This window comes from Vibrio sp. Of14-4 (genome assembly GCF_022347625.1).
In the GTDB taxonomy this organism is placed as follows: Bacteria; Pseudomonadota; Gammaproteobacteria; order Enterobacterales; family Vibrionaceae; genus Vibrio; species Vibrio pristinus.
In genome coordinates this window covers 14,738-38,831 of sequence record NZ_JAKRGI010000029.1, presented here as the reverse complement: position 1 = coordinate 38,831, position 24,094 = coordinate 14,738, and the positions used below count along the sequence as shown (strand labels likewise).

Here is a 24,094-nt window from a genome sequence, read left to right as displayed (position 1 = left end):
CATTATGACTGCCGCCTAGCTTGATACCAGACTGCCCCAATATGTCGAACTGGCCTAAACCCGTTCCACCAATGACCATCGCCATAGGACCTCTTTTTTATTGATGAATAAAGCTGATGGTTATAAATGGAGGAAAATCAGAAAAAGATGAGAAAAAAGTTGAATATAGGCAAAAAAATAATAACTAGATCACAAAATCATAATTATTGTGAATAATAAGCGGTAAAATAAGGCCTGTCGCGGATACAGGCAGTACACCCTCACCTTGAGAAAACCAATGCCATTAACTTGGGTGTCAGATCGTCATATTAGCGCTGAGATTGATTGATAAAGCCTTAAAATACATAGTTCAGATAATACAAAAATAAAAAGCCCAACAGACTCAAACGACGTTGGGCTTTTTTGTATGAATTTTAAATCGAGTTACGCTTTAAGCGCTCTTTCACCGCGTGCAATACCCACGACACCACTTCTTGCGACTTCAATTACTTCGGTTGCTTCAGAGATAGCTTGGATAAAAGCATCAAGCTTTTCACTGGTGCCCGCTAGCTGAACTGTGTATTGTGAAGCGGTGACATCGACAATCTGGCCGCGAAAAATATCGGCGGTACGTTTGACTTCTTCACGAGCCATACCGCTAGCTCTCACTTTAACCATCATGAGTTCGCGTTCAACATGATCAAATTCCGTCACTTCCTGAACTTTTAACACATCAATGAGTTTATTGAGCTGCTTTTGAATCTGCTCTAACTGCATGTCATCTGAAATCGTGGTGATGTTCAAGCGAGAAAGGGTTTCATCATCGGTCGGCGATACGGTTAAAGACTCAATGTTGTAGCCACGCTGTGAGAACAGACCCACTACCCGAGATAATGCGCCAGGTTGGTTTTCCATTAGCAATGAAATAATGTGTCTCATCTTACGTTCTCTCCGTCTTGCTTAACCACATCTTGTCCATACCCTCGCCTTTGATCTGCATTGGATATACATGCTCAGTCTCATCAACATTGATATCAACAAATACCAGTTTGTCTTTCATCTCTAACGCTTGTTTGAGTCCTGATTCGAGTTGATCTGGCGTCTCGATCCGGATCCCCTCATGTCCATAGGCTTTAGCAATGGCGACAAAATCAGGCACAGAGCTCATATAAGAATTCGAGTGTCTACCCTGGTAAACAATATCTTGCCACTGCTTAACCATACCTAGGAAGCGGTTGTTAAGATTAATGATCTTGACGGGAATGTCATATTGCATTGCTGTCGACAGCTCCTGAATGTTCATCTGGATACTGCCATCTCCCGTTACCACCACTACTTCTTCTTCCGGTTTGGCAAATTTCACCCCAAGACCTGCTGGAAAGCCAAAACCCATGGTGCCAAGGCCCCCTGAGTTTATCCAGCGACGTGATTTATTGAACGGATAGTAAAGCGCCGCAAACATTTGGTGTTGACCGACATCAGAAGCGACGTATGCATCACCATTAGTCAACTTATACAGAGTTTCAATGACTTGCTGAGGTTTGATACGCTCAGAAGAGGTGTCATAAGACAAACAATTACGATCGCGCCAGGTTTGAATATCATCCCACCAGCTTTGCATGGCTTGATGATCATTGACTGCGCCTTGTTCTTCGAGCAAAGACAGCATACTTGCTAAGACTTTTTCTGCTGAGCCAACAATAGGTAAATCAGCCTGCACATTCTTAGAAATCGAAGAAGGATCGATATCTATGTGCATCACTTTAGCATTGGGGCAGTACTTTTCTAGGTTATTGGTGGTTCTGTCGTCAAATCGTACTCCCACACCAAAAATAAGATCGGCGTTGTGCATCGCCATATTGGCTTCATAAAGCCCATGCATGCCCAACATACCAAGAGAGTTTTTATGCGTGCCAGGAAAAGCGCCAAGCCCCATAAGTGTGCTAACGACAGGTAAGTTTAGCTTCTCTGATAGTTGTAAAAGGTATTCATCAGCTTGGGATATGACAGCTCCTCCGCCCACGTATAAAACGGGTTTTTTAGCGGCGAGCAGCGCTTTAAGACCTTTTTTAATCTGGCCTTTGTGCCCAGTCGTGGTCGGTTTATACGAGCGCATCGACAAGTTAGCAGGATACTCATAAGGCAGCTTATTAAGGGGATTCATAACGTCTTTGGGCAGATCAATGACCACGGGACCTGGGCGACCTGTTGTAGCGATATAAAACGCTTTTTTCATGGTCTCAGGGATGTCCTTCGCCTCTTTAACCAAGAAACTATGCTTCACAATAGGTCGAGACACACCGACAATATCGCACTCTTGGAACGCATCATTACCAATTAGGTTATTAGGCACATTACCAGAAATGACAATCATGGGTATTGAGTCCATATAGGCGGTAGCGATACCTGTTACCGTATTGGTAGCACCTGGCCCTGAACATACAAGCACCACGCCTGGTTTGCCTGTTGCGCGTGTATAACCATCAGCCATATGGGTCGCAGCTTGTTCATGGCGAACAAGCACGTGTTTGATTTGATCTGTCTTAGCGTGCAGAGCATCATAAATATCTAGAACGGAACCACCAGGATAACCAAAGATTTGTTCCACACCTTCCTCGATCAGAGATTGAACAACCATCTCTGCACCGGACAACATTACTGCCATATTTTTCTCCTCGCCAACTCTCCTATTGATAAGGTCAATCAATAGGTGCTGGGTTTACATAGTCTAGGGCTTATTCGTAGCCTAATCGAAATGCTTCCACTTTTTCGGCTATGCCTTGCTGTGATGTAACACAAAACAAGTTCGAGCAACAAATGTAACGTTTTCTTAAACAATGATCTAATCAAATTTAGATCTCACTTTAAACAAGATGCTACAGATTGAGGTATGGGCAGTGAATCAAGCTAATCACTTATCAGTATGCAGATGGTCATGTCAGACTTTAAGTATATTTAGACAAAAGTTTTATATTTTACGTTTGAGTGAAGCGAGTCCTTTAGTCTTGGGTAAGCAGATTTTTGTGAAATAAATGGATTATTCACTCCACTGGCAAAGCGTTCACTTTATCCAACCACGTCTCATGTTAGAGTGTGTTCAAGCGATAACTCACCACTAAGAATCAAGCATGGCCTCAGAAACAGCACTCAATGAAACCATCGAGAGACTTATCGAGCAATATAGTCAAGGTCAAGTAAACCTGGTGTTAAAACAAGCCCAAGCACTGTCTATACAGCATCCCAATAACAGCATGGTTTGGAATATTCTAGGTGTAGCGAGTAAAAGTGTGGGAAACATGGATCAGGCTCTTGAGGCGTTTGAGCAGGTTATCGACTTATGCCCTGAAAATGTTGGCGGCTATAATAATTTAGCTGTCGTACTGAGAGACAAAGGCAAACTTCAAGAAGCACTTGGGTATTATCAAAAGGCGTTATCACTTAAGCCTGATTATGCTGAGGCACATAACAACAAGGGCGTGGTACTTAGAGATCTTGGCAATCTAAAAGACGCTGTAAAAGCTTATCAGCAAGCACTTGCAATAAATCCAGATTATGCAGAAGCACATAATAACTTGGGCATTATCTTTCAAGAACAAGGCAAGCTAAAGCAAGCGTCTGAATGTTATATGAGGGCTTTATCACTCAAACCAAACCACGTTGAAGCCTATGATAACTTAGGAGCAGTGCTTGAAAAGCAAGATAAACCAGAGCTGGCGGTAACAGCATATCAAAAAGCTCTAACCTTAGACCCACACATGGAATCCGTAAGGCTCAAAAAGCTATATCAACAAGCAAGGCTTTGCGACTGGTCCGCCATGGAGGAAGACATATCCATGGTTAAAACTCTCGGCACTCAAGGTAAAGCCGTCTCTCCTTTCGCAGCACTAACCTTTGAAGACTCACCACTAAGACATCGACTTCGCTCTGAACAATTCGTTAAATCCAAACACCTAGTGTGCGATTTACCACAGACAGCCAAGCCAAAGCAAAAGTCAAGTCGGCTTCGTATTGGCTATTTCAGCGCTGATTTTCATGATCACGCCACCATGCATCTCATGTCTAAAGTCTTTGCACTGCACGACAGAGAAAAGTTCGACGTCTACGCCTATTCTTTTGGCCCTAATACGGGTGATAGCACGAGGAAAAAAGCTCCTGACTTATTTGATGTTTTTCATGATGTAGCTGAGTTAAACGACCTAGAGATAGCAAAACTTGCAAGAAAAGATAGGATTGATATTGCGGTTGATCTAAAAGGCCATACCCGAGATGGGCGTTTAGGTATTTTTGCCAAGCGGCCAGCACCGTTGCAAATCAGCCATGTTGGCTACCCTGGCACAACAGGTGCTGATTTTATCGATTATCTCGTTGCTGATTCATACCTTATCCCGCAAGAGCAAAGGCCTCATTATATCGAGAATATTATTTATCTACCCAACAGCTACCAACCCAATGATAACACTCGCCTAATCCCCCAGTGTTCATCGACTAAACAAGAATTAGGGTTACCAGATAAAGGACTCGTCTTTTGCTGCTTCAACAGCCCATATAAACTATCCCCCACAGAATTTGATATCTGGATGAGTGTATTAAAAAACGTAAAAGGAAGTGTTCTTTGGCTGTTTAGCGACAATCCCCATGTGCAAAGAAATCTAAAGCAGTATGCCGATCAAAGAGGTGTAAGTAGTGAACGCTTGGTCTTCGCTAAACCTTTACAACAAGAGGAACATTTAGCCAGATATCAACATGCTGACATTTTCTTAGATACCTTTAATGTCAATGCTCATACAACGGCAAGCGATGCGCTTTGGGCTGGTGTCCCTGTCGTCACCAAATCAGGACAAGGCCTTGCTGCCAGAGTCTCGACAAGCTTGCTGCATGCCGCTGGGTTAGCCGAGCTTGTTACTCATACAAACGAAGAATATCAGCAGGTGATTTTGCAACTCGCTAACAGCCCTGAAAAGCTTGCAGAAATCAAGAAAACTCTTACTAGTCAACGAATGTCTATGCCGTTATTTGATACTGAGCGATACACTCAAAATTTAGAAAAAGCTTATATCATGGCTTACCAAAATTATTTTACCCAAAAATCTTACACAGATATTTGGGTGAAGGAGCAATAGTTTATAAGCCAGAAAAAAGCGTTAAGACAAAACTAAAAATCCCTCAAATACAAAGTTTGAGGGATTTTAAGATTAGAAAGCGCTCGTTATTGGGAGATTTACTTTTTCACCACATCATCACTGTACATCTCTTCAATCTCATCTTGGTATTTCTCGTTGATGACTTTGCGGCGAAGCTTCTGAGTCGGAGTCAGCTCACCGGCATCCATTGAAAACGCTTTAGGTAGCAACTTAAATTTCTTCACTTGCTCAAATTTTGCTAATTCCTTTTGCAAATCATTTACCCTACGTTCAAGCATTTCAATGACTTGGTGATGCTTGATCAATTCGATACGATCTTGATACTTAATGTTCAGCTCTTTCGCATATGCTTCAAGGCTATCAAAACAAGGCACAATGAGCGCAGAAACGAACTTACGAGTATCAGCAATAATTGCCACTTGTTCAAAAAAGTGATCCTTGCCGATCGTCCCTTCGACAAGCTGAGGCGCAATATATTTACCACCTGATGTTTTCATTAGCTCTTTGATACGGTCGGTAATAAACACATTACCTTTTTCATCTATGTGCCCCGCGTCTCCGGTTTTTAAAAAACCTTGCTCATCAAATGACTCTGCCGTTTCTTTGGGCATTTTGTAGTAGCCGCGCATCACCATTGGCCCGCGAACTAATATTTCATTATTGGTTCCTATTTTCACTTCGGCGCCTGGCATGGATGTGCCTATGGAATGTGGCTGGAAACAGCCATCCGCCCAACAAGAGACAGTGGCGGTGGTTTCTGTCATTCCATAGCCAAGCTTTATATTTATGCCGATTGCATGGAAAAAACGACCAATCGCTTCATCTAATTTGGCCCCGCCGCATGGCATAAAATTAATCTGGCCACCCAGCAAAGCACGCAATTTAGACAACACCATACTATCTGCAAGCTGATGAAACTTTCGCAGAATAAAGGAAGGTGTTCTGCCCTCTTGATGACACAAGGACATCTTAGCGCCCATATTCACAGCCCAAGTAAAGAGCAGTTTTTTAGTCATTGGCGCTTTTGATACCTTGTCATGAATGGCAGAAAATATTTTCTCATAGAAACGAGGAACAGCGCACATGACCGTCGGTTTGATGTCACTCAAAGCTTCACGAACCTGCATTGTATCTTGCAAGTAGCAATTGGTCGCTCCACGGTACAGAGTATAAAAAGTCCAAGCGCGTTCAAAAACGTGAGATAAAGGAAGAAAGCACAGTGAAACATCATTATGGCTGAGTGTAAGCCTTTTATCGTGACCTTCGAGTTGCGATGCGACATTACGATAATCTAGCATCACACCCTTAGGTTGCCCTGTCGTACCTGAGGTATATATAAGGGTAAGTAAATCATCCAAATTGGCTTCGGCCAAACGCTGTTGAAGTTGTGCCTCGGGTGGATTTTGAGGACGGTCAACAAACTCCTGCCAAGTGCAAACAAAGCCAAATTGGCCAAGCTCAATGCCTTCTGACATTGTCACGATCAATTCTAATTTAGGGCACTGGTCAAAAACGCTAACGGCTGCATCAAACTGAGATTGCTCTCCAACAAATAGGATGCGCACATCAGCATTATCGAGAATATAGCCTGCTTGATTGGCAGTGTTAGTTGGATAAATAGGAACGGTAACCGCTCGAATTTGAAGAGAGGCGAGATCGGCAACGGTCCAATTAGGCATATTGTTAGCAAAAATACCAATCTTATCCTGGACCTCAATACCATGATCCAGTAAAGCTAAAGATAAGCAGTCTAATTGAACACCAAACTCAGTCCAGCTAATGCCTTGCCAAGCATCACCCGATTTGTATTTAAGAGCGACTCGATCACCATTTTGACCTAACTGCTGACGAATTCTTTTAACGATATGAAAATCTATATAAGCCATATTCCTACCTTTCGCTTACGTATGTAAGCTTTCAGAGCGCACAAGTGTACATTTAGGTAAAGAAAAGGCAACTAGGGGGAATGAAAGTTGATATTTGAAATGTAAAGAACCTTGAATGGCGCCAAACCATTCAAGGTTTTTAATGATAGTTAATTAGGCCTTTGCAACTACTTCGCCACAAATCATCATTAATTGGTCACGAAGCCAGATATGGCCTTTGTCCTTCTCACTTGACTCGTGCCAGCTCAGGAAACCGCTGATTTTGGCATTTTCAAACGGGAAGTCGAGAATTTGCAGCTGCTCTTTATTAGCCGCATTTTCCACCATCCAGCGAGGAGCGATGGTAACCAGCTCAGACTGACCCACTACATATAAAACATTGCTTAAGCTAGTTCCTTCGTAATATGCCTGTACGTCGAGGTCGCGGTATGCTTGCTCTGAAAAACTGCGTTGCCCATGTACACGAGACAACTTAGCATGACGTTCGTCTTTAAGCTGCTCTGCCGTGACACCTTGTTGAATACGAGGGTGCGACTTAGACACAACAACAACCAACTCATCTTGGAAGATTTCAGTGCTAGAAAAGCCTTGCTCATCGAAGCGAGCATAATCAACGACAAAGTCAATCTCTTGGTAACGCATTCTTTCAGCCAACTGACGATCAAACTCTGCGTCTAAGTGAAGTTGTACATTAGGAGCCTGTTCATGAATCGTAGACATAATTTTTGGAGCGAAGCGCATATCACAAGGGCTACAAATCGCCAGTTTGAACAAACGAGTAGAAGTTTCAGGAGAAAAAATAGAGCTTGGCAGTTCGTTACGGATTAATTGAAGTGCCTGACGAACGGGACCAAACAGCAAGCGCGCACGCTGGGTTGGTTGAATACCTCGTCCCTGACGCATAAATAGTTCATCGTTAAACATCACTTTTAGTCTGGCAACTGCGTTACTTACTGCAGGTTGTGACATACCTAAATTGTGTGCGGCACGGGTAATATTTTGTTCCTGCATAACCGCATCAAATACAGTTAAAAGGTTTAAATCTACTCCACGGAGAGTACTTTCCATTCTGTAGCTGGCAATAGCACTCATAGATTCTTTTTTCTCAATCATCACGCAAGCCTCTTGTCTTGTATTCGTCAATGTAAATGTTTTTTAAATCAATGTTGGTTGGGAATAGATAACCAGTTTTTCATTATATTTGTCCGTCCGATACTTCGCGGCGGAACCTTACTATCAACGAATCATTCATGTATTGGCAACCAGATTGATAATTAATCAGTATTTTTCACCTGAATGATAATTAAAAACATTAAAATCAATAATTTAAACAAAATATAAAAAAACATAAATTAGTATAAGTATGAAATTTTGAGTAATTAATTAAGTGGACTAATAGGTGCTAAGTGACAAAAAGAATCATTTACAAGAAAAATAACTAAAGTTAAAACTACAAAACCAAGATTAATATTTGATGTGATAACGCGCGACGCTTTGACAAAATAGGTAACCTTGTTTGGTTCTACAAATTAACTTTTACTCAAGTGATAGACACATTTTAATCACATCCGTTGAATGTCGCTCAAATTGGCATATTTCGGTCACCCTACCTTCCTAATAGCCATAACTTTCAACTCATTCATAAGGGGAATCTCTTAACTGAAATCTAATTGCTGAGTTTTTGTATTCGGCGAATCAAAGGTATTTATTCTAGGGTTAGTTAATAAATGCTCTTTTGGGGGTTGACGTGTACATCAGAGTGCGGTACTAATTTGTTAATTAAATTTTGTGGTTAATTTAACGCCCTAAAGGATCCGTTAACAATGTCTAAGCATTTTTCAATTCTGCTGAGCCTCCTCCTTATCGTGACCAAATCGCGCGGGTAGGCTGTGGAAGAAAAATAACCACAACAAGATTTAAAAGCCCGCATCGAAATGCGGGCTTTTTTGTAGGTCGATACCGGAAGAAAACGATTCACTGTGTGAGCATAAAAATATCAGGAAGGAAGCAAACATGAATGATCAGGTCATTATTTTCGACACCACGTTACGTGATGGCGAGCAAGCGTTGTCAGCAAGCTTGACAGTTAAAGAAAAACTGCAGATTGCTTATGCGCTTGAAAGGCTAGGTGTCGATGTTATTGAAGCTGGCTTTCCAGTCTCCTCTCCCGGCGACTTTGAATCCGTACAAACAATTGCAAAACACATAAAAAATAGCCGAGTTTGTGCACTTTCCCGTGCAGTCGCAAAAGATATTGATGCAGCAGCGGAAGCGTTAAAAATCGCGGAACAGTTTAGAATTCACACCTTTATTTCAACTTCAACAATCCATGTCGAGGACAAATTACGTCGCAGCTATGATGACGTCGTAGACATGGCGGTAAAAGCCGTCAAACACGCTCGCCAATACACTGATGATGTCGAGTTTTCTTGTGAAGATGCAGGCAGAACACCGATTGATAATTTATGCCGCATGGTTGAAGCAGCAATCAATGCAGGCGCAAGCACAATCAATATACCAGACACTGTTGGCTACACTGTTCCAAATGAATTCGGCGGCATTATACAAACCTTGTTCAACCGTGTTCCCAACATTGATAAAGCCATTATTTCAGTACATTGCCATGATGACTTGGGCATGTCAGTGGCAAACTCAATTGCCGCCGTTCAAGCAGGTGCGCGCCAGATAGAAGGGACCATCAATGGTATTGGAGAGCGGGCGGGTAACTGCTCTCTAGAAGAAATTGCCATGATCATCAAAACACGTCAAGAATTGCTTGGCCTTCACACTGGTCTTAAACATGACGAGATTCATCGTACCAGTAAGCTAGTCAGTCAGCTTTGTAATATGCCAATTCAAAGCAACAAAGCCATTGTTGGCGCCAATGCATTTAGCCACTCTTCAGGCATTCACCAAGATGGAATGCTTAAAAATAAAAACACCTATGAGATTATGACGCCCGCGTCTATTGGACTAAAAAATCAAGCGCTAAACTTAACCAGTCGAAGCGGCCGAGCTGCAGTGAAAAGTCATATGGACAGCATGGGCTACAAAGAAGACGAATACAATTTAGATGCTTTGTATGAGGACTTCTTGAAATTGGCTGACCGCAAAGGACAAGTGTTTGATTATGATCTAGAAGCTTTAATGCATTTCTCTAATCTTCGCGAAGAAGATGACTTCTTCAAACTTAACTATCTAAGCGTTCAATCTGGCAGCGTAATGGCAACGACTAGCATAAAATTGCAATGTGGCGATGAAGAAAAATCAGAAGCCGCTGTCGGTAACGGCCCTGTAGATGCGCTTTATCAGTGTATCTACCGAGTGACTGGGTATGATATCGTGCTAGACAAGTTCGACCTTACCGCTAAAGGCGAAGGTGAAGACGGTCTAGGTCAAGCGGATATCATTGCCAACTATAAAGGTCGTAAGTATCACGGCACTGGCATGTCAACAGATATAGTAGAAGCATCAGGACAAGCTTTACTTCATGTGATCAACAGTATCCACCGTGCGGATCAAATCGAACAAATCAAACAGAAAAAGATCGCAACTGTATAAATAAAATCTAGGGGTCTAAGTCACTCCTAGCTATAAGTATTAAATTTAAGGAAGCTCATGACAGACAAATCATACAAGGTCGCCGTTTTATCGGGGGACGGGATTGGACCAGAAGTAATGGCACAGGCCAACAAGGTGCTAGATGCTATCGAGAAGAAACACTCGATTACTTTTCATCGTTCCGAACATGACGTCGGTGGCATTGCTATCGATAATCATGGATGCCCACTTCCGGCAAGTACAATCAAGGCCTGCGAAGATTCAGACGCAATATTGTTTGGTTCAGTAGGTGGCCCTAAATGGGAACATTTGCCACCCAACGATCAACCTGAACGCGGCGCCCTTCTTCCCTTGCGTAAGCACTTTCAGCTATTTTGTAACCTGCGCCCCGCTCAAATACATCAAGGTCTAGAGAACTTTTCTCCATTACGCGCTGATATTTCACAGCGTGGTTTTGATATCGTGGTGGTACGCGAGCTAACTGGAGGTATCTACTTTGGCCAACCTAAAGGCCGAGAAGGCGAAGGAGCCAATGAGAAAGCTTTCGATACCGAGGTTTATCATAGATTCGAGATTGAACGTATCGCTAAAATTGCTTTTGAGTCAGCTCGCCTGCGCGATAAAAAAGTCTGCTCCATTGATAAAGCCAACGTTCTACAAAGTTCTATCTTGTGGCGCGAAGTGGTTGAAGAAGTTGCTAAAGATTACCCCGATGTCAGTCTATCTCATATGTACATCGACAACGCGACTATGCAGCTAATCAAAGATCCATCGCAATTTGATGTGATGCTTTGCTCTAACATCTTTGGCGATATTATCTCTGATGAATGCGCAATGATCACAGGCTCGATGGGAATGCTACCTTCAGCAAGCTTAAATGAAAGTAAGTTTGGTTTGTACGAACCAGCTGGCGGCAGCGCCCCTGACATTGCGGGTAAAAACATTGCTAATCCCGTAGCGCAAATCCTATCTGCCGCTCTTATGCTCAGATACAGCTTAGGTGAAGAAGCCGCAGCCCAAGATATAGAGTCAGCGGTATCAAAAGCACTCTCTGCTGGCGAGCTAACTGCTGACTTAGCCGGTGACAAACCCGCCCTCTCGACTGCGAAGATGGGCGACAAAATCGCTAAGTACATTTTAAATTCATAAAATAATTATTCGCTCCTGATAAGCCGTTGTCAGGAGCAAAAACAGGAAAGCAATGATGGGTAAAACACTGTACGAGAAAGTCTACGACGCACACGTGGTCGTAGCAGCAGAGGGTGAAAACCCAATTTTGTATATTGACCGACATTTAGTTCACGAAGTGACCTCACCTCAAGCTTTCGATGGCTTACGTGAAAAAGGGCGTCAAGTACGCCAAGTGAATAAAACATTCGCCACCATGGATCACAACGTTTCGACTACAACCAAGGACATTAATGCCTCTGGTGAAATGGCACGTATCCAGATGGAAACGCTTTCTAAAAACTGCAAAGAGTTTGGCGTAACCCTTTATGATATTAACCACAAATATCAAGGTATTGTTCATGTCATGGGGCCAGAGCTAGGCATTACTCTCCCTGGAATGACCATTGTATGCGGCGACTCCCATACCGCAACGCATGGCGCATTTGGCTCTCTAGCTTTTGGTATAGGCACGTCTGAAGTCGAGCATGTACTTGCGACTCAAACACTAAAGCAAGCTCGTGCCAAAACCATGAAAATTGAGGTCAAAGGTAAAGTTTCTCCTGGCATTACTGCAAAAGACATAGTATTGGCCATCATAGGGGAAACCACGGCAGCTGGCGGCACAGGTTATGTGGTTGAGTTCTGCGGAGAAGCGATTACTGACCTTTCCATGGAAGGTCGAATGACAGTTTGTAACATGGCCATCGAACTAGGCGCTAAAGCTGGCTTAATTGCACCCGATGAAACAACATTTGAATACATCAAAGATCGTAAGTTCTCTCCGCAAGGTGACGACTTTAACGCTGCAGTAGAGTATTGGAAGACTCTTAAAACCGATGATGATGCCAAGTTTGATGCCGTAGTTACGCTTAACGCGGCCGACATCAAGCCTCAAGTTACCTGGGGGACAAACCCTGGACAAGTAATTGCTGTCGACCAACCCATTCCGACACCGGACAGCTTCGCAGATCCTGTTGAAAAAGCCTCTGCCGAAAAGGCCCTCGCCTACATGGGACTAACAGCAGGTAAGGCTTTGTCTGACTACCCGGTTGACAAAGTCTTCGTTGGCTCTTGTACTAATTCACGCATTGAAGACATGCGCGCTGCAGCAGCGGTCGCTAAAGGTCGCAAAGTTGCCTCTCACGTTCAAGCATTGATTGTTCCGGGTTCTGAGCAAGTAAAGGCACAGGCCGAAGCAGAAGGTTTGGATGTTATTTTTAAAGATGCAGGTTTTGAATGGCGTCTTCCAGGATGTTCTATGTGTCTGGCAATGAATAACGATCGTCTAGGGCCTGGGGAGCGCTGCGCGTCTACATCAAACCGAAACTTTGAGGGTCGTCAGGGCCGTGATGGCCGCACCCATTTGGTTAGCCCAGCAATGGCAGCAGCAGCGGCCATCGCAGGCCACTTTGTCGATATTCGTGATTTAGATTGAGGAGAATCTTAAATGTCAGGTTTTAAACAGCATACAGGCTTAGTGGTTCCTCTTGATGCGGCAAATGTCGACACAGATGCGATCATCCCCAAGCAATTTCTGCAAAAGGTATCTCGCCTTGGTTTTGGTAAACACCTTTTCCATGATTGGCGATTTTTGGATGATGCAGGGGAGCAGCCAAATCCTGAATTTGTCATGAATGAAACACGCTATCAAGGCGCTTCAATTTTGCTAGCGCGTGAGAACTTTGGCTGTGGTTCATCAAGAGAGCATGCCCCTTGGGCTCTTGCGGATTACGGCATCAAAGCTATGATAGCTCCAAGCTTTGCTGACATATTCTATGGTAACTCAATCAATAACCAAATGGTTCCTGTGAGACTTACTGAGCAGCAAGTCGACGAGATTTTCCAATTCGTAGAGGAAAACGAAGGGGCGCAAGTTGAGGTCGACTTAGAAGCCAATTTAGTTCGAGCTAATGGTAAAGAGTATTCATTTGAAATTGATGAATTTCGCAGACATTGCCTGCTCAATGGACTCGATAATATCGGCTTGACCCTGCAACATGAAGACAAGATTGCTGATTATGAGACTAAGATACCCTCGTATCTAAAGTAAGCGTCTGTCTATAAAAGCTGGTTAACGCCAGCTTTTTTCTTTTTGAAAGTTCTTAATCAGATAGTCGGTCTTAACTCATATCGCTGTGATTAATAGGACTGAACATGAAATTCTTTCTTCCCTTACTGCTCGCTATCGTATCTTTTAGCACCTTTAGCGCGCCTAAATCAGAACTTTGGCCTTATTGGAACAAAAGTAATGAGTCCAATACTGCGGTTATTGATCACCAAGCTTGGCAACAACTTCTCGATCAGTATTTAATCAGCAAAGGTGACTATACCCTATTTAAATACTCATCTGTCAGTACCAAAGATAAGCAAGTGCTTGCCAAGTACCTTGAGAAATTGGCCAAAACAGATCCTCTTTCTTTCAATAAAGCGCAGCAATATGCTTATTGGGTCAACCTGTATAATGCGATTACTGTTAAGCTGATATTGGACGACTATCCGGTCAAATCGATTACCAAACTTGGCGGCTTGTTTAGTTTTGGGCCATGGGGCGATGATGTGATCACCATCAATGAGAAAACACTGACACTAAACGATATCGAGCACCGAATTTTGCGCCCTATTTGGCAAGATCCTAGGACTCACTATGCGGTGAACTGTGCAAGTTTAGGCTGCCCTAACCTGCAGCATAAAGCGTTCACAGCAGACAACACGGAAACACTGTTAGAACAAGCAGCGAAAAGCTTTATCAATAGCGATAAAGGAGTGCTGCTCAATGACAATGGTGCTCAACTCTCTTCCATCTACGATTGGTTTAGCGAAGACTTTGGCGATAAGGATCAGCTTATCAAACATTTAAGTCAATACAGGTCAGATTTAGGCACCATAAGTGGCAAGATAAGTTACGACTATGATTGGACACTCAATGAAGCCAAATAGGACTGAAACGGATTGGTAGTGCCTCTACCAATCCTAAGATCGATACAAACGCCCTTTCAGTCACTCACTGGGTTATTTTTCTAAAATCACAAAGCGCATATTGTGAGCGTTTTTATCATCTGCTAAGTAAGTTTCAGAGTAGGTTTCTTGGTAGTCCTCGCTCCACTTAGGAAAACAAGTGTCTCCCTCTACCTGAGTATCGATATAAGTAATATAGAGTTTGCTGGCTATATCCAAGCATGCTTGGTAAATCGCCCCTCCGCCAATGATCATAATTTCCTCAACATCACCTGCAAGGCTCAATGCATCATCAATAGAGGTGGCCATGGTGACGCCATCGAATTTGAGACTGGTATCTCGACTAATCACAATATTCAAGCGGCCAGGCAAAGGACGACCAATCGATTGGTATGTTTTACGACCCATGATAACAGGCTTACCCATGGTACAGCGTTTAAACCATGCGAAATCCGCAGGCAAGTGCCATAGCATTTGATTGTCTTTACCGATTACACGATTATCTGCCATTGCGGCGATCATACTGATGATCATTGCTATTACCTCTTACTGACTCTTATCCTATTGGTTTGCGATAGTAGAATAACAATCCCTTACGTGCTAAGCCAATAACCAATTAAATCATAACCACATACGGTCAGGAAGTTCTCACAAAAAAGCCGCCATGTCAGAGACATAGCGGCTTGATAACGAAACTTAGGTTAATCTCGAACATAGACGACATGGCCGTCATCATCTTCGTCGTCCCAATCATCCCAATCGTCGTCATCTTCGGTGATCACATTTTTACCGGCCATGGCATCTTTGTGGTAATCATCCCACATGAAATCGACTTTTTCTTCCTCGCTCACTTGCTCTTCTTCACGAGGTAATTTCTCCATAAAGTCAGCCAGCTTGTAGCAAAGCTCTTTGGTACCTTGCTTATTCACTGCTGAAATTTTGTAGTAATCCTCTTCCCAACCCAAGGCATCAAGAATGTTTTGGATAATTTCATCCGCTTCTTCTGCAGGCATAAGATCAACTTTATTGAAGATCAGCCAGCGTGGTTTATCTGCCAATTTCTCACTGTATTGCTCAAGCTCATCGATAATGGTCAGTGCATTTTGCACCGGATCAGATTGATCAATGGGCATAATATCGATCATATGCAAAAGAACACGGCAACGCTCAAGGTGTTTTAAGAAACGGATCCCAAGTCCAGCGCCGTCTGCAGCACCTTCGATAAGACCTGGTATATCAGCAACAACAAAACTTTTCTCTGGGACAACACTCACCACACCAAGACTTGGAATCAAAGTGGTAAATGGGTAGTCTGCCACCTTAGGTTTAGCAGCAGACACAGCACGTATAAAGGTTGATTTACCTGCATTAGGCAAACCTAACATACCTACATCGGCTAAGAGCAGTAGCTCTAACCTAAGCTCTCTGACTTCACCTTTGGTTCCCAATGTTTTCTGGCGAGGGGCGCGATTAACGGAAGATTTGAAACGAGTGTTACCCAATCCATGCCAGCCACCTTTAGCCACCATCACTTTTTTACCGTGCTCCGCCACTTCGGCAACAATTTCATTGGTATGTATATCAACAGCGCGCGTACCCACAGGAACACGCAATATCTTGTCTTTACCACGCTTACCAGTGCAGTTGCCACCGCGACCATTTTCTCCACGCTCCGCTTCATAGAAGCGCTGGAAACGGTAATCAATCAAAGTGTTAAGGTTCTCATCGGCTTGGATGTAGATATCACCACCATCACCACCGTCACCACCATCGGGGCCGCCCTTTGCAACAAATTTCTCTCGCCAGAAACTTACCACACCGTTACCACCGTCTCCGGCCTGAACCTTAACTACCGCTTCATCAACGAATTTCATCTCTTACTCCGCCCACTTTCTACATCTCGTAGTCGTGTTGCAAACCTCATCCATAGAGAAAATTGACTCAATATGAATGATATAAATTCTAGCAGATGACGCTCTTTGAGCGCTTGTACTCACTCAAGTTGCTTCTGCTTATCAGGAAATATACTAAGGTACTTTAGAAAAAAAACCTTAGTATCAACTCCCTAACACCATAAATAAAAAACCCTGCCAAACTGGCAGGGCTTTTGAATTCAGCTAGAAACCTAATTCTTACTCTGAGCGAGAATTACTCTGCTTCGATGCTTACGAATTTACGGTTCTTAGGACCTTTAACTTCGAACTTCACTTTACCTTCGGTAAGAGCGAATAGAGTGTGGTCTTTACCAATGCCTACGTTTGTACCAGCGTGGAACTTAGTGCCACGTTGACGAACAATGATGTTACCTGCAAGAACAGATTCACCACCGAAACGTTTAACACCAAGGCGTTTGCTTTCTGAATCGCGGCCGTTACGAGTAGAACCACCAGCTTTTTTGTGTGCCATTGTTAAGCTCTCCTAATCAATTAAGCGTTGATACCAGTGATCTTCACTTCAGTGAACCACTGACGATGACCCTGTTGCTTACGAGAGTGCTTACGACGACGGAACTTAACGATTTTAACTTTATCGCCACGACCGTGTTGTACAACTTCAGCAACTACTTTACCGCCCTCAACGAGAGGAGCGCCAACTTTAACGTCTTCACCGTTAGCAACTAAAAGAACTTTATCGAACTCTACAGTTGCACCCGTTTCTACGTCTAATTTCTCTAAACGAAGGGTTTGACCTTCGCTTACACGGTGTTGTTTACCACCAGATTGGAAAACAGCGTACATATCTTACTCCGCTTTTTCCGCACAGCCTTATGCGTATTTTATGCATTATGGGTGTGCGCTAAACTAATCATCAATAGGGCGCAGATTCTACAGAAGAGATGCACCTATGACAAGCCATATTTTTAAAAAGTTGGCGAAAAGCTAATCGCCAGATAAAAGTGCGGCAATCATGCCTTTTAGCCATGTATTTATCAACGTTTTTTAGTGTATTATCCACCGATAAAAATAATAAAAGACCTTAAAGATTCTAACTTCACTCGGATTTACAATGGATTTTAAAACTATCCAAACACTCACTGCTGGCGATATGGCAAAAGTGAATGAAACAATTCTGGCCCAGCTCAATTCTGAAGTTTCCTTAATCAATCAGCTTGGGTTCTATATCGTAAGTGGTGGTGGCAAGCGCATTCGTCCTCTTTTAGCCGTGTTATCAGCCCGTGCTCTAGGCTATCAAGGACAAGATCACACAACTGCTGCAGCCTTTATTGAATTTATACACACCGCCACTTTGCTCCATGATGATGTGGTTGATGAGTCAGACATGAGGCGTGGTAAAGCCACTGCAAATGCCGCCTTTGGTAACGCTGCTAGTGTTCTAGTCGGCGATTTTATTTATACCCGCTCTTTCCAGATGATGACAGAGTTGGGTTCCATGCGTATCCTCAAGTTAATGAGTGATGCCGTAAATATCATCGCCGAAGGTGAAGTATTACAGCTGATGAACTGTAATGATCCAAACACAACCGAAGATTCTTACATGCAAGTTATCTACTCAAAGACGGCTCGTCTGTTTGAAGCGGCTACCCAAATAGGAGCCATACTCAATAGCGCGACAGATGAAGTGGAAACAGCCTTGAAAAATTATGGCAAGTACCTAGGTACGGCATTCCAGTTAATCGATGATGTGATGGATTACACCTCTGATGGAAAAGAGATGGGTAAAAATGTCGGAGATGATCTCGCTGAAGGTAAACCAACCCTGCCACTCATCTATGCAATGAGTAAAGGAAATGGTGAGCAAAGAGAAATGATCAGAGAAGCCATCGAGAAAGCCAATGGTATGGAGAAACTCGATGCGATCATGGAGGCACTAACCGAGACGGGAGCCTTAGACTATACAAGGCAGAAAGCTTATCAAGAAGCAGACAAAGCCATCGCGGAGCTAAACGTGCTACCTGACTCCCCCTACAAGCAAGCATTAGTCACGCTTGCACATATGTCAGTGCATCGCACAACATAGTACAAATGTAGATAACGGGAACATAATGTTCCCGTTTTCTACTATACTAAGCAGCAATGCGAAGGTTTACTGACTAGAGGATGCTAACTTGAACAAAGTCTTTGCCTTGTTTTGGTTAGTAATACATCTTCCCCCGCTTTTTTCAAATTAGCAGTAAATTGATTACCTATAAAATGCGGTAGGATATTTTGCGAGCAAACTATTTGTTATGTCTAGCAACAATGAAGTGTTTCACTGTTAACCTTTAATTGGTCACAAATAATCTGCCCACAGATAATAACTATTATTTTATTGTTCAAATGGGTACAGTCAGATTGTGATTACCCAACTCAAAGTACTCTCACAGCATCAACGTCAATCTTAGTGGCGCCTATTAGCTTTTTATCGACCTCGCCGGAAATCTGCACCTGAGTCTCGGGCGTTGCCTTTTGACCCAACCATTTGTCATGGTCAATCTCGATAGTAATTTCCGCAGTACCATCAGTGAAGGTATACATTTCCCCGCCTAACGAAGCTTTTATTTTTCCCCTTAAGGTTACTGGAGTATCATCACTGGCATCGATTGCTTGTTGAACAGTTGAAATACCATGGCTAGGACCACTAAATCCTCCATTACTTTGCGGCCCTTCAAAACCTTGAGCATAAAGAGTGGCAGATGCCGAAAGTGCCAAAACAGAGATAATTAATTTCGTTTTCATTTTTACTTCCTACTTTGTCATAAGTGTGTTCAATCTAACCTGTCATGACTGAATAGAAAATGAATGGGTTTGTTATATTTGATTTTTTTATCATTTATTTAAAAGATTAACATTGAGAACTAATAACTCGTTCGGTTTTGCCACTTAAGTTTGTTTTTAGTACCTTTCTTCATCAGCGTATTAGGATAAAAAATCTTCAAAGATCAAGAGCTAATAGATTTAGTAAACAAACGAAAGCTTCACCTTTGCAGGGCTTATCGTTGAATCGGGCACATCAGAGGCCTCGAACGACTGAAACGTCAAATTAAGTATAAAAGCGCGCTGGAAATAGCGCGCTTTTTCTATTCTTTGTACCTATCCTTGCGAAGGTTTTGTCTATTTATTGGTTAGCAATCTGATTGGCTACACGGATACCACTTCTTACCGCGCCTTCAATATAACCTACGTACTCAACGGCGGTGTGTTCGCCAGCAAAATACACCTTACCTGCAGGCTCTAAAAAAGCGTTCCAATGGCGAGTTATTTGCTTTGGCCCATAAGCAACAAAGCCTCCCATAACATAAGGATCATTGTGCCAAGCATGAACACTACCATATTCAAAATACTGACTAGATTCAGGGAACATCATTTCCATCTGTTCAAGCCGATCATCTATGATAGCCTTATCTGTCCAGTCTTTTTGCTGGCGGGCAAAGTCACCAGATGTGAATGCGATCAGCACTCCTCCATTACCTTTTTGACGTTCAGATCCTTCCCAAACCCAGCCGATAGGTAACTCAGAAATAACATCGCCTCCCATCCCATTCTCTAACCAAAACCTCTTACTGTATTTGAGTAATACTTTTACATGAGAGCCATAATTGATGTCATTCACCGCCTCCTGTTTTTCTTGGGGCAGTTCTGGCCGAAATTCAATTTTATTCAATACTGTTAGAGGAACCGTTACAACCGCAACATCGGCCTTAAACTCTTTATCCTGCACACTCACCATTACTCCATCGTCACCTTGACTGACTTTTGTCACTGGGTGATTAACAAGCACTGGCCCTTTAATATGATCAACAAAGGCATTGGCAAAAGCTCGAGTACCTTGCCAAAAGCGCTTAATTTCTTTTTTATCATCATCGACATTTTCATAGACTTTCGCTTGATGAGATAGCCAGAGTAGGGAGATATTCTTTGGCTCGTCATACTCACCGCGTATAGCATGTTCTGCCAAAACTTGAGCGGAGGGCAACAGATCCAAACTCTCTATCCATTCTTGTGCTGTCATTTTATCCAAACGAGCAGCATCAGGTGCTAAAGCTGGGTTGCTCGAGTCTGGTATGTTGTCAGCCAAGTTATCGAAAGCTATATGAAAGCGTTCTAAATCTTTACTTACTTCAGGAGGATAAGCTTTTTCAAAGTCACTATAGTGAGTCAACTTATTGTCTAGAAAGTAAGCCCCTTTCTCAACTTCATCACTGTAGCCAACATCGACAATCTCTACGTCAAACATTTCCGCATAACGAAAGACTTCAGTGTGTACACTTTTATCATCGAGAAGCTCTCCTCCAGTTTCCGCATGCTGATCACCCATATCAGCGGTCGCCGTTCGACCACCAACACGATCTTTAGCTTCCAAGACAGTAACTTGATAGCCCTTTCTCTCGAGTTCGTAAGCTGTCGTTAATCCAGATAAACCTGCTCCAATCACTATTGCTTTTTTGTCGTCACTAGCCATGGAATGAAAAGAAATAAAATAACAACTACTCATAATAATGAGTTTTTTAAATAAGGAAGAAAACATATAACCAACCTATTGCACATTAAATTCATCAGCAGAATATTGGCAGTAAGTTTCTTAATTAATCAAATTTGGCTTATTTTGTGATCAAGCAGGCCAGCAGTGAACCAAAACCAGATCAGCTTTCAACTTACTGGTTCTAGCATCGATAAAAAGTTAATTAGTGCTTTACCTCAACTTAACTTCAGGTTTTATGCTACTCCTTGTAGATAAAGAATTGTCGATAAAAAACAAATCAAGGAGAGCGTTATGATTGGGTTGGAACACGTTAATTTAGTAGTAAAAGACATTGCAGAAATGCTGAAATTCTATCAAGCCGCATTTCCACATTGGAAGATCCGAGATCAAGGGCAAGGCACTTGGTCTGGAAAACCTAGAAACTGGATGCATTTTGGTGATGATTATCAATATTTGGCGTTCAGTGATCATGGTGAGGGGGAAAACCGGGATTTATCTGGACACCAAGTAGGGTTAGCACACTTTGCCTACGTCACTAATAATATCGATGCGGTTATTAGCCGGTTGCTCAAAGCTGGCTATCCGATAGCAAAAGACGGGGCTGATGATCCTTATCGCAAAAATATCTATTTTCTCGACCCCGCAGGGTTTGAAGTCGAGTTCGTTGAATACCTCAGCGACGAGCCAAAGCTGCGTAATTTATCGAGCTAAGCCATAGCCAGATGACAAGTAGCGCAGAGGTCTATTCTCTGCGCTCTAACCAAGATAACTTGTGTTTAAAAAGTCTAACTAAGCGATACCAGCGGAGGCTGAGGCTCAGGACCTTCCACTTCAAAATAGCGCACCTTACCCTCACGACGCAGCATATCCAAACGCCAACATAGGAAACTATCAGGGATCAGTCCCTTGTGTTCTCCCATCACTTCACCAATCACTTGAGCAACGGATTCTTTACCAAGTTGCTCAACTTTAGCTAATAAATGATGATCCCAATAGGTTTCAGGATGTTGGACAAGATCTCCATTGCTATCAAGATCTCGGTATCCTCTCTCTAGCAAACGCCACTCACACCATAAAGAAGCAAGTTCCGCACGTTCACTCTGGCTAATCTCTTTTGGCATAAGTGGCACAAGTTCCTTGGGTTCACACATAGCCACCGCATACTGGCCTAAATACTCGCCCTTAACCTGATGGGTAATATCGGAGACAAACATTGGGGTTTCAGGGGCCGCATTATAGGCCAACATAGCTAGCATCAGCCTATCTTGAGCGAAATTTCCTACCCAAACCACAATAGGTGTTTGCTCCTTTAAAATGTCAAGGATAGCGCTTTGGTAAGTTAAACCTGACTCTGCAATCGCATCATCATCCCCATGTTCATACCACCACTGAGCCTTCCAAACTGTCTTCCACCAGCTAAGACGCTTTTGTTCACCACCTTCAACTCCTTCCATAGGACCAAAGCGTAAGTCATCAAAAAATGGATAAATTTCATGGTGCTGCGAAGTCAGCTTATTTCGCTGTTTAAGATTGCCAGCAGCGCTATCTCCCCAGCAGATGTAGCGATATACCATTGTTTACCTCACAAACCATTTAGACAAATAGAGAATAACAAGAGCAACAAATAATAAGTTAAGTAAATGTCAAAAGTCATATGAACTAATCCCTACTCTTTAACGGTTGAATAGCCATTTTTTATCTTCTATCTTGTTGGTTCATATACTGTGAACTCAAGGTTAGGACGCAAGATGGCATATTCACAAAAACTCAAAGCAGGCGATACTTTCCCCAACATCCAAGTAGCGACATTGGATGGTCAGTTGGTCACACTAGGCCAAGCAACAGGTGATGCTAAGTGGCAAGCTGTGTTCGTCTACCGAGGCAAACACTGCCCACTCTGTACCAAATACCTCAATGAAATCGAAACCTACAGACAAGCCTTTGTAGATGCAGGGGTCGATATTATTGCGGTGTCAGCAGACTCTAAAGAGCAGCTAGAACAGCAGTTATCAAGCCTAACGATAAGCTTTCCAATTGCTTATGGTCTTAGTGAGCAGCAAATGAAAACTCTGGGTCTGTACATTTCTCATCCGCGCTCAGACCAAGAAACAGACCATAATTTTGCAGAACCTGGCTTATTTATTGTCAATGAAGAGGGAAAACTTCATGTTGTAGATATTTCCAACAACCCCTTTGTTAGGCCTGAACTCGGTGCACTTACGCGCGGACTCGCTTGGATAAAAGATCCAGAAAATAATTACCCGATTCGCGGCGCATTAGATTACTAAAAGGCAGGTAAAACTCGATGGCTCTATTAACTAGAGTCATCAGCTAGGTTATCTCTCTTTGTCTGTTGATAACTTTCAAGCCGCTCTGCAATATCATGCTGCTGTAGAGATATCGAATCGAGCGCACTGGCGGTGGTTTTTATCGCCCCAGCCATTGATGACATATTCTGAGTTGCCTGCACCAATGATGCTTGCATTGGCCTTAAAATACACCAGCCAATAGCAGCAATGATCAGTATGATGACTAGACCTACAGCGCTGATGGTCAGTAACACTTTAAACTGCAAATCATCCAAAAAAATACGACTTTGCGCTGCAATTGCTTGTTGTGACTTTTGAAACGCGCTGGGAAGCGATTCCACGGATTGCTTAGACACATCAACAAGCTGATGAAGCCCCGTTATGGTTTGCGTGAGGGTTGCTTTTTGCTCAGGCGTTAAGTTATCGCTGCGGGCAATTTTATCAAGTGCATCACCAATATGTTCAAGTGACTGATTGGTATTGACCAAAGCCTTCTCAATCCCATCCAGCTCTAAACTCATATTGACATTGATAAACGCATCGGCTTTGCCGTCGTCAACTGGCTGCGCGGCCGCGAAGCAACTTACAAAAGTAAAGATGAAAACTAATGCCCAATTCATAGAGATCCCTAAAAGCAAGTATGCGTAGTTAAAGTCTAGGTTCAGGCAGCAAA

The 24,094-nt window shown here is 42.9% G+C and carries 21 protein-coding genes; 9 read left to right on the top strand and 12 right to left on the bottom strand.

Going from position 1 to position 24,094, the window contains the following annotated elements; all coding sequences use genetic code 11:
• Nucleotides 1-423: 423 nt before the first annotated feature.
• Entirely contained in the window at nucleotides 424-918 is a 495-nt protein-coding gene (gene ilvN / locus MHN79_RS19500; RefSeq protein ID WP_152429547.1) for an acetolactate synthase small subunit, read from the bottom strand.
• 1 nt (nucleotide 919) lies between these two features.
• Nucleotides 920-2,644, bottom strand: a complete 1,725-nt coding sequence (locus tag MHN79_RS19495) for an acetolactate synthase 3 large subunit (RefSeq protein WP_160933097.1) — start codon at nucleotides 2,642-2,644, stop codon at nucleotides 920-922.
• 463 nt (nucleotides 2,645-3,107) lie between these two features.
• Between MHN79_RS19495 and MHN79_RS19490 the strand changes: the two genes are divergently transcribed.
• Nucleotides 3,108-5,099, top strand: coding sequence for a tetratricopeptide repeat protein (locus MHN79_RS19490; protein WP_239174493.1), 1,992 nt, complete (start codon nucleotides 3,108-3,110; stop codon nucleotides 5,097-5,099).
• Between the two features lie 98 nt (nucleotides 5,100-5,197).
• Here the strand turns inward: MHN79_RS19490 and MHN79_RS19485 are convergent, their stop codons facing one another.
• Nucleotides 5,198-7,006, bottom strand: a complete 1,809-nt coding sequence (locus MHN79_RS19485) for a long-chain fatty acid--CoA ligase (protein ID WP_239174491.1) — start codon at nucleotides 7,004-7,006, stop codon at nucleotides 5,198-5,200.
• A gap of 153 nt (nucleotides 7,007-7,159) precedes the next feature.
• Nucleotides 7,160-8,119, bottom strand: coding sequence for a transcriptional regulator LeuO (leuO, locus tag MHN79_RS19480; protein WP_239174489.1), 960 nt, complete (start codon nucleotides 8,117-8,119; stop codon nucleotides 7,160-7,162).
• A 900-nt stretch (nucleotides 8,120-9,019) separates the two neighbouring features.
• On the opposite strand from leuO, the gene leuA reads away from it, so the two are divergent.
• From leuA to MHN79_RS19455, 5 genes are all read left to right on the top strand, one after another.
• Nucleotides 9,020-10,567, top strand: a complete 1,548-nt coding sequence (leuA, locus tag MHN79_RS19475) for a 2-isopropylmalate synthase (protein WP_239174487.1) — start codon at nucleotides 9,020-9,022, stop codon at nucleotides 10,565-10,567.
• 57 nt (nucleotides 10,568-10,624) lie between these two features.
• Entirely contained in the window at nucleotides 10,625-11,716 is a 1,092-nt protein-coding gene (leuB, locus tag MHN79_RS19470) for a 3-isopropylmalate dehydrogenase (RefSeq protein WP_239174484.1), read from the top strand.
• Nucleotides 11,717-11,771: 55 nt separating this feature from the next.
• Nucleotides 11,772-13,172: a 3-isopropylmalate dehydratase large subunit gene (gene leuC, locus MHN79_RS19465; protein ID WP_239174495.1), complete on the top strand. Its 1,401-nt coding sequence runs from the start codon at nucleotides 11,772-11,774 to the stop codon at nucleotides 13,170-13,172.
• 12 nt (nucleotides 13,173-13,184) lie between these two features.
• Nucleotides 13,185-13,787, top strand: a complete 603-nt coding sequence (leuD, locus tag MHN79_RS19460; RefSeq protein ID WP_239174481.1) for a 3-isopropylmalate dehydratase small subunit — start codon at nucleotides 13,185-13,187, stop codon at nucleotides 13,785-13,787.
• A 104-nt stretch (nucleotides 13,788-13,891) separates the two neighbouring features.
• A complete protein-coding gene (locus MHN79_RS19455) occupies nucleotides 13,892-14,674 on the top strand; it encodes a DUF547 domain-containing protein (RefSeq protein ID WP_239174478.1) in 783 nt (260 codons plus the stop codon).
• Nucleotides 14,675-14,746: 72 nt separating this feature from the next.
• Here the strand turns inward: MHN79_RS19455 and folA are convergent, their stop codons facing one another.
• From folA to rplU, 4 genes are all read right to left on the bottom strand, one after another.
• Nucleotides 14,747-15,226: a type 3 dihydrofolate reductase gene (gene folA / locus MHN79_RS19450; protein WP_239174475.1), complete on the bottom strand. Its 480-nt coding sequence runs from the start codon at nucleotides 15,224-15,226 to the stop codon at nucleotides 14,747-14,749.
• 167 nt (nucleotides 15,227-15,393) lie between these two features.
• Nucleotides 15,394-16,566, bottom strand: coding sequence for an Obg family GTPase CgtA (gene cgtA / locus MHN79_RS19445; RefSeq protein ID WP_239174473.1), 1,173 nt, complete (start codon nucleotides 16,564-16,566; stop codon nucleotides 15,394-15,396).
• A 274-nt stretch (nucleotides 16,567-16,840) separates the two neighbouring features.
• Nucleotides 16,841-17,098 (bottom strand): 50S ribosomal protein L27, encoded by a 258-nt coding sequence (gene rpmA / locus MHN79_RS19440; RefSeq protein ID WP_004409945.1) that lies wholly within the window; start codon nucleotides 17,096-17,098, stop codon nucleotides 16,841-16,843.
• A 20-nt stretch (nucleotides 17,099-17,118) separates the two neighbouring features.
• On the bottom strand, nucleotides 17,119-17,430 hold the full coding sequence (gene rplU / locus MHN79_RS19435) for a 50S ribosomal protein L21 (RefSeq protein ID WP_008072988.1): 312 nt from the start codon (nucleotides 17,428-17,430) through the stop codon (nucleotides 17,119-17,121).
• A 268-nt stretch (nucleotides 17,431-17,698) separates the two neighbouring features.
• On the opposite strand from rplU, the gene ispB reads away from it, so the two are divergent.
• The gene (ispB, locus tag MHN79_RS19430) at nucleotides 17,699-18,670 is read left to right on the top strand and encodes an octaprenyl diphosphate synthase (protein ID WP_239174470.1); all 972 of its coding nucleotides are present in this window, start codon (nucleotides 17,699-17,701) and stop codon (nucleotides 18,668-18,670) included.
• 329 nt (nucleotides 18,671-18,999) lie between these two features.
• Here ispB and MHN79_RS19425 read toward each other — a convergent pair whose 3' ends face one another.
• Together MHN79_RS19425 and MHN79_RS19420 are read right to left on the bottom strand one after the other, a co-directional pair.
• Entirely contained in the window at nucleotides 19,000-19,368 is a 369-nt protein-coding gene (locus MHN79_RS19425; protein WP_239174467.1) for a NirD/YgiW/YdeI family stress tolerance protein, read from the bottom strand.
• Nucleotides 19,369-19,747: 379 nt separating this feature from the next.
• A complete protein-coding gene (locus MHN79_RS19420) occupies nucleotides 19,748-21,157 on the bottom strand; it encodes a flavin monoamine oxidase family protein (RefSeq protein ID WP_239174466.1) in 1,410 nt (469 codons plus the stop codon).
• Between the two features lie 246 nt (nucleotides 21,158-21,403).
• Between MHN79_RS19420 and MHN79_RS19415 the strand changes: the two genes are divergently transcribed.
• Nucleotides 21,404-21,823 carry a VOC family protein gene (locus MHN79_RS19415; RefSeq protein ID WP_239174465.1) on the top strand — a complete coding sequence of 140 codons (420 nt, stop codon included), beginning with the start codon at nucleotides 21,404-21,406 and terminating at the stop codon, nucleotides 21,821-21,823.
• 74 nt (nucleotides 21,824-21,897) lie between these two features.
• Here the strand turns inward: MHN79_RS19415 and MHN79_RS19410 are convergent, their stop codons facing one another.
• On the bottom strand, nucleotides 21,898-22,686 hold the full coding sequence (locus MHN79_RS19410) for a DUF1835 domain-containing protein (protein ID WP_239174463.1): 789 nt from the start codon (nucleotides 22,684-22,686) through the stop codon (nucleotides 21,898-21,900).
• 174 nt (nucleotides 22,687-22,860) lie between these two features.
• Here MHN79_RS19410 and MHN79_RS19405 point away from each other — a divergent pair, with 174 nt between their 5' ends.
• Nucleotides 22,861-23,400 (top strand): peroxiredoxin-like family protein, encoded by a 540-nt coding sequence (locus MHN79_RS19405; protein ID WP_239174461.1) that lies wholly within the window; start codon nucleotides 22,861-22,863, stop codon nucleotides 23,398-23,400.
• 26 nt (nucleotides 23,401-23,426) lie between these two features.
• Here the strand turns inward: MHN79_RS19405 and MHN79_RS19400 are convergent, their stop codons facing one another.
• A complete protein-coding gene (locus MHN79_RS19400) occupies nucleotides 23,427-24,041 on the bottom strand; it encodes a hypothetical protein (RefSeq protein ID WP_239174459.1) in 615 nt (204 codons plus the stop codon).
• Nucleotides 24,042-24,094 lie beyond the last annotated feature (53 nt).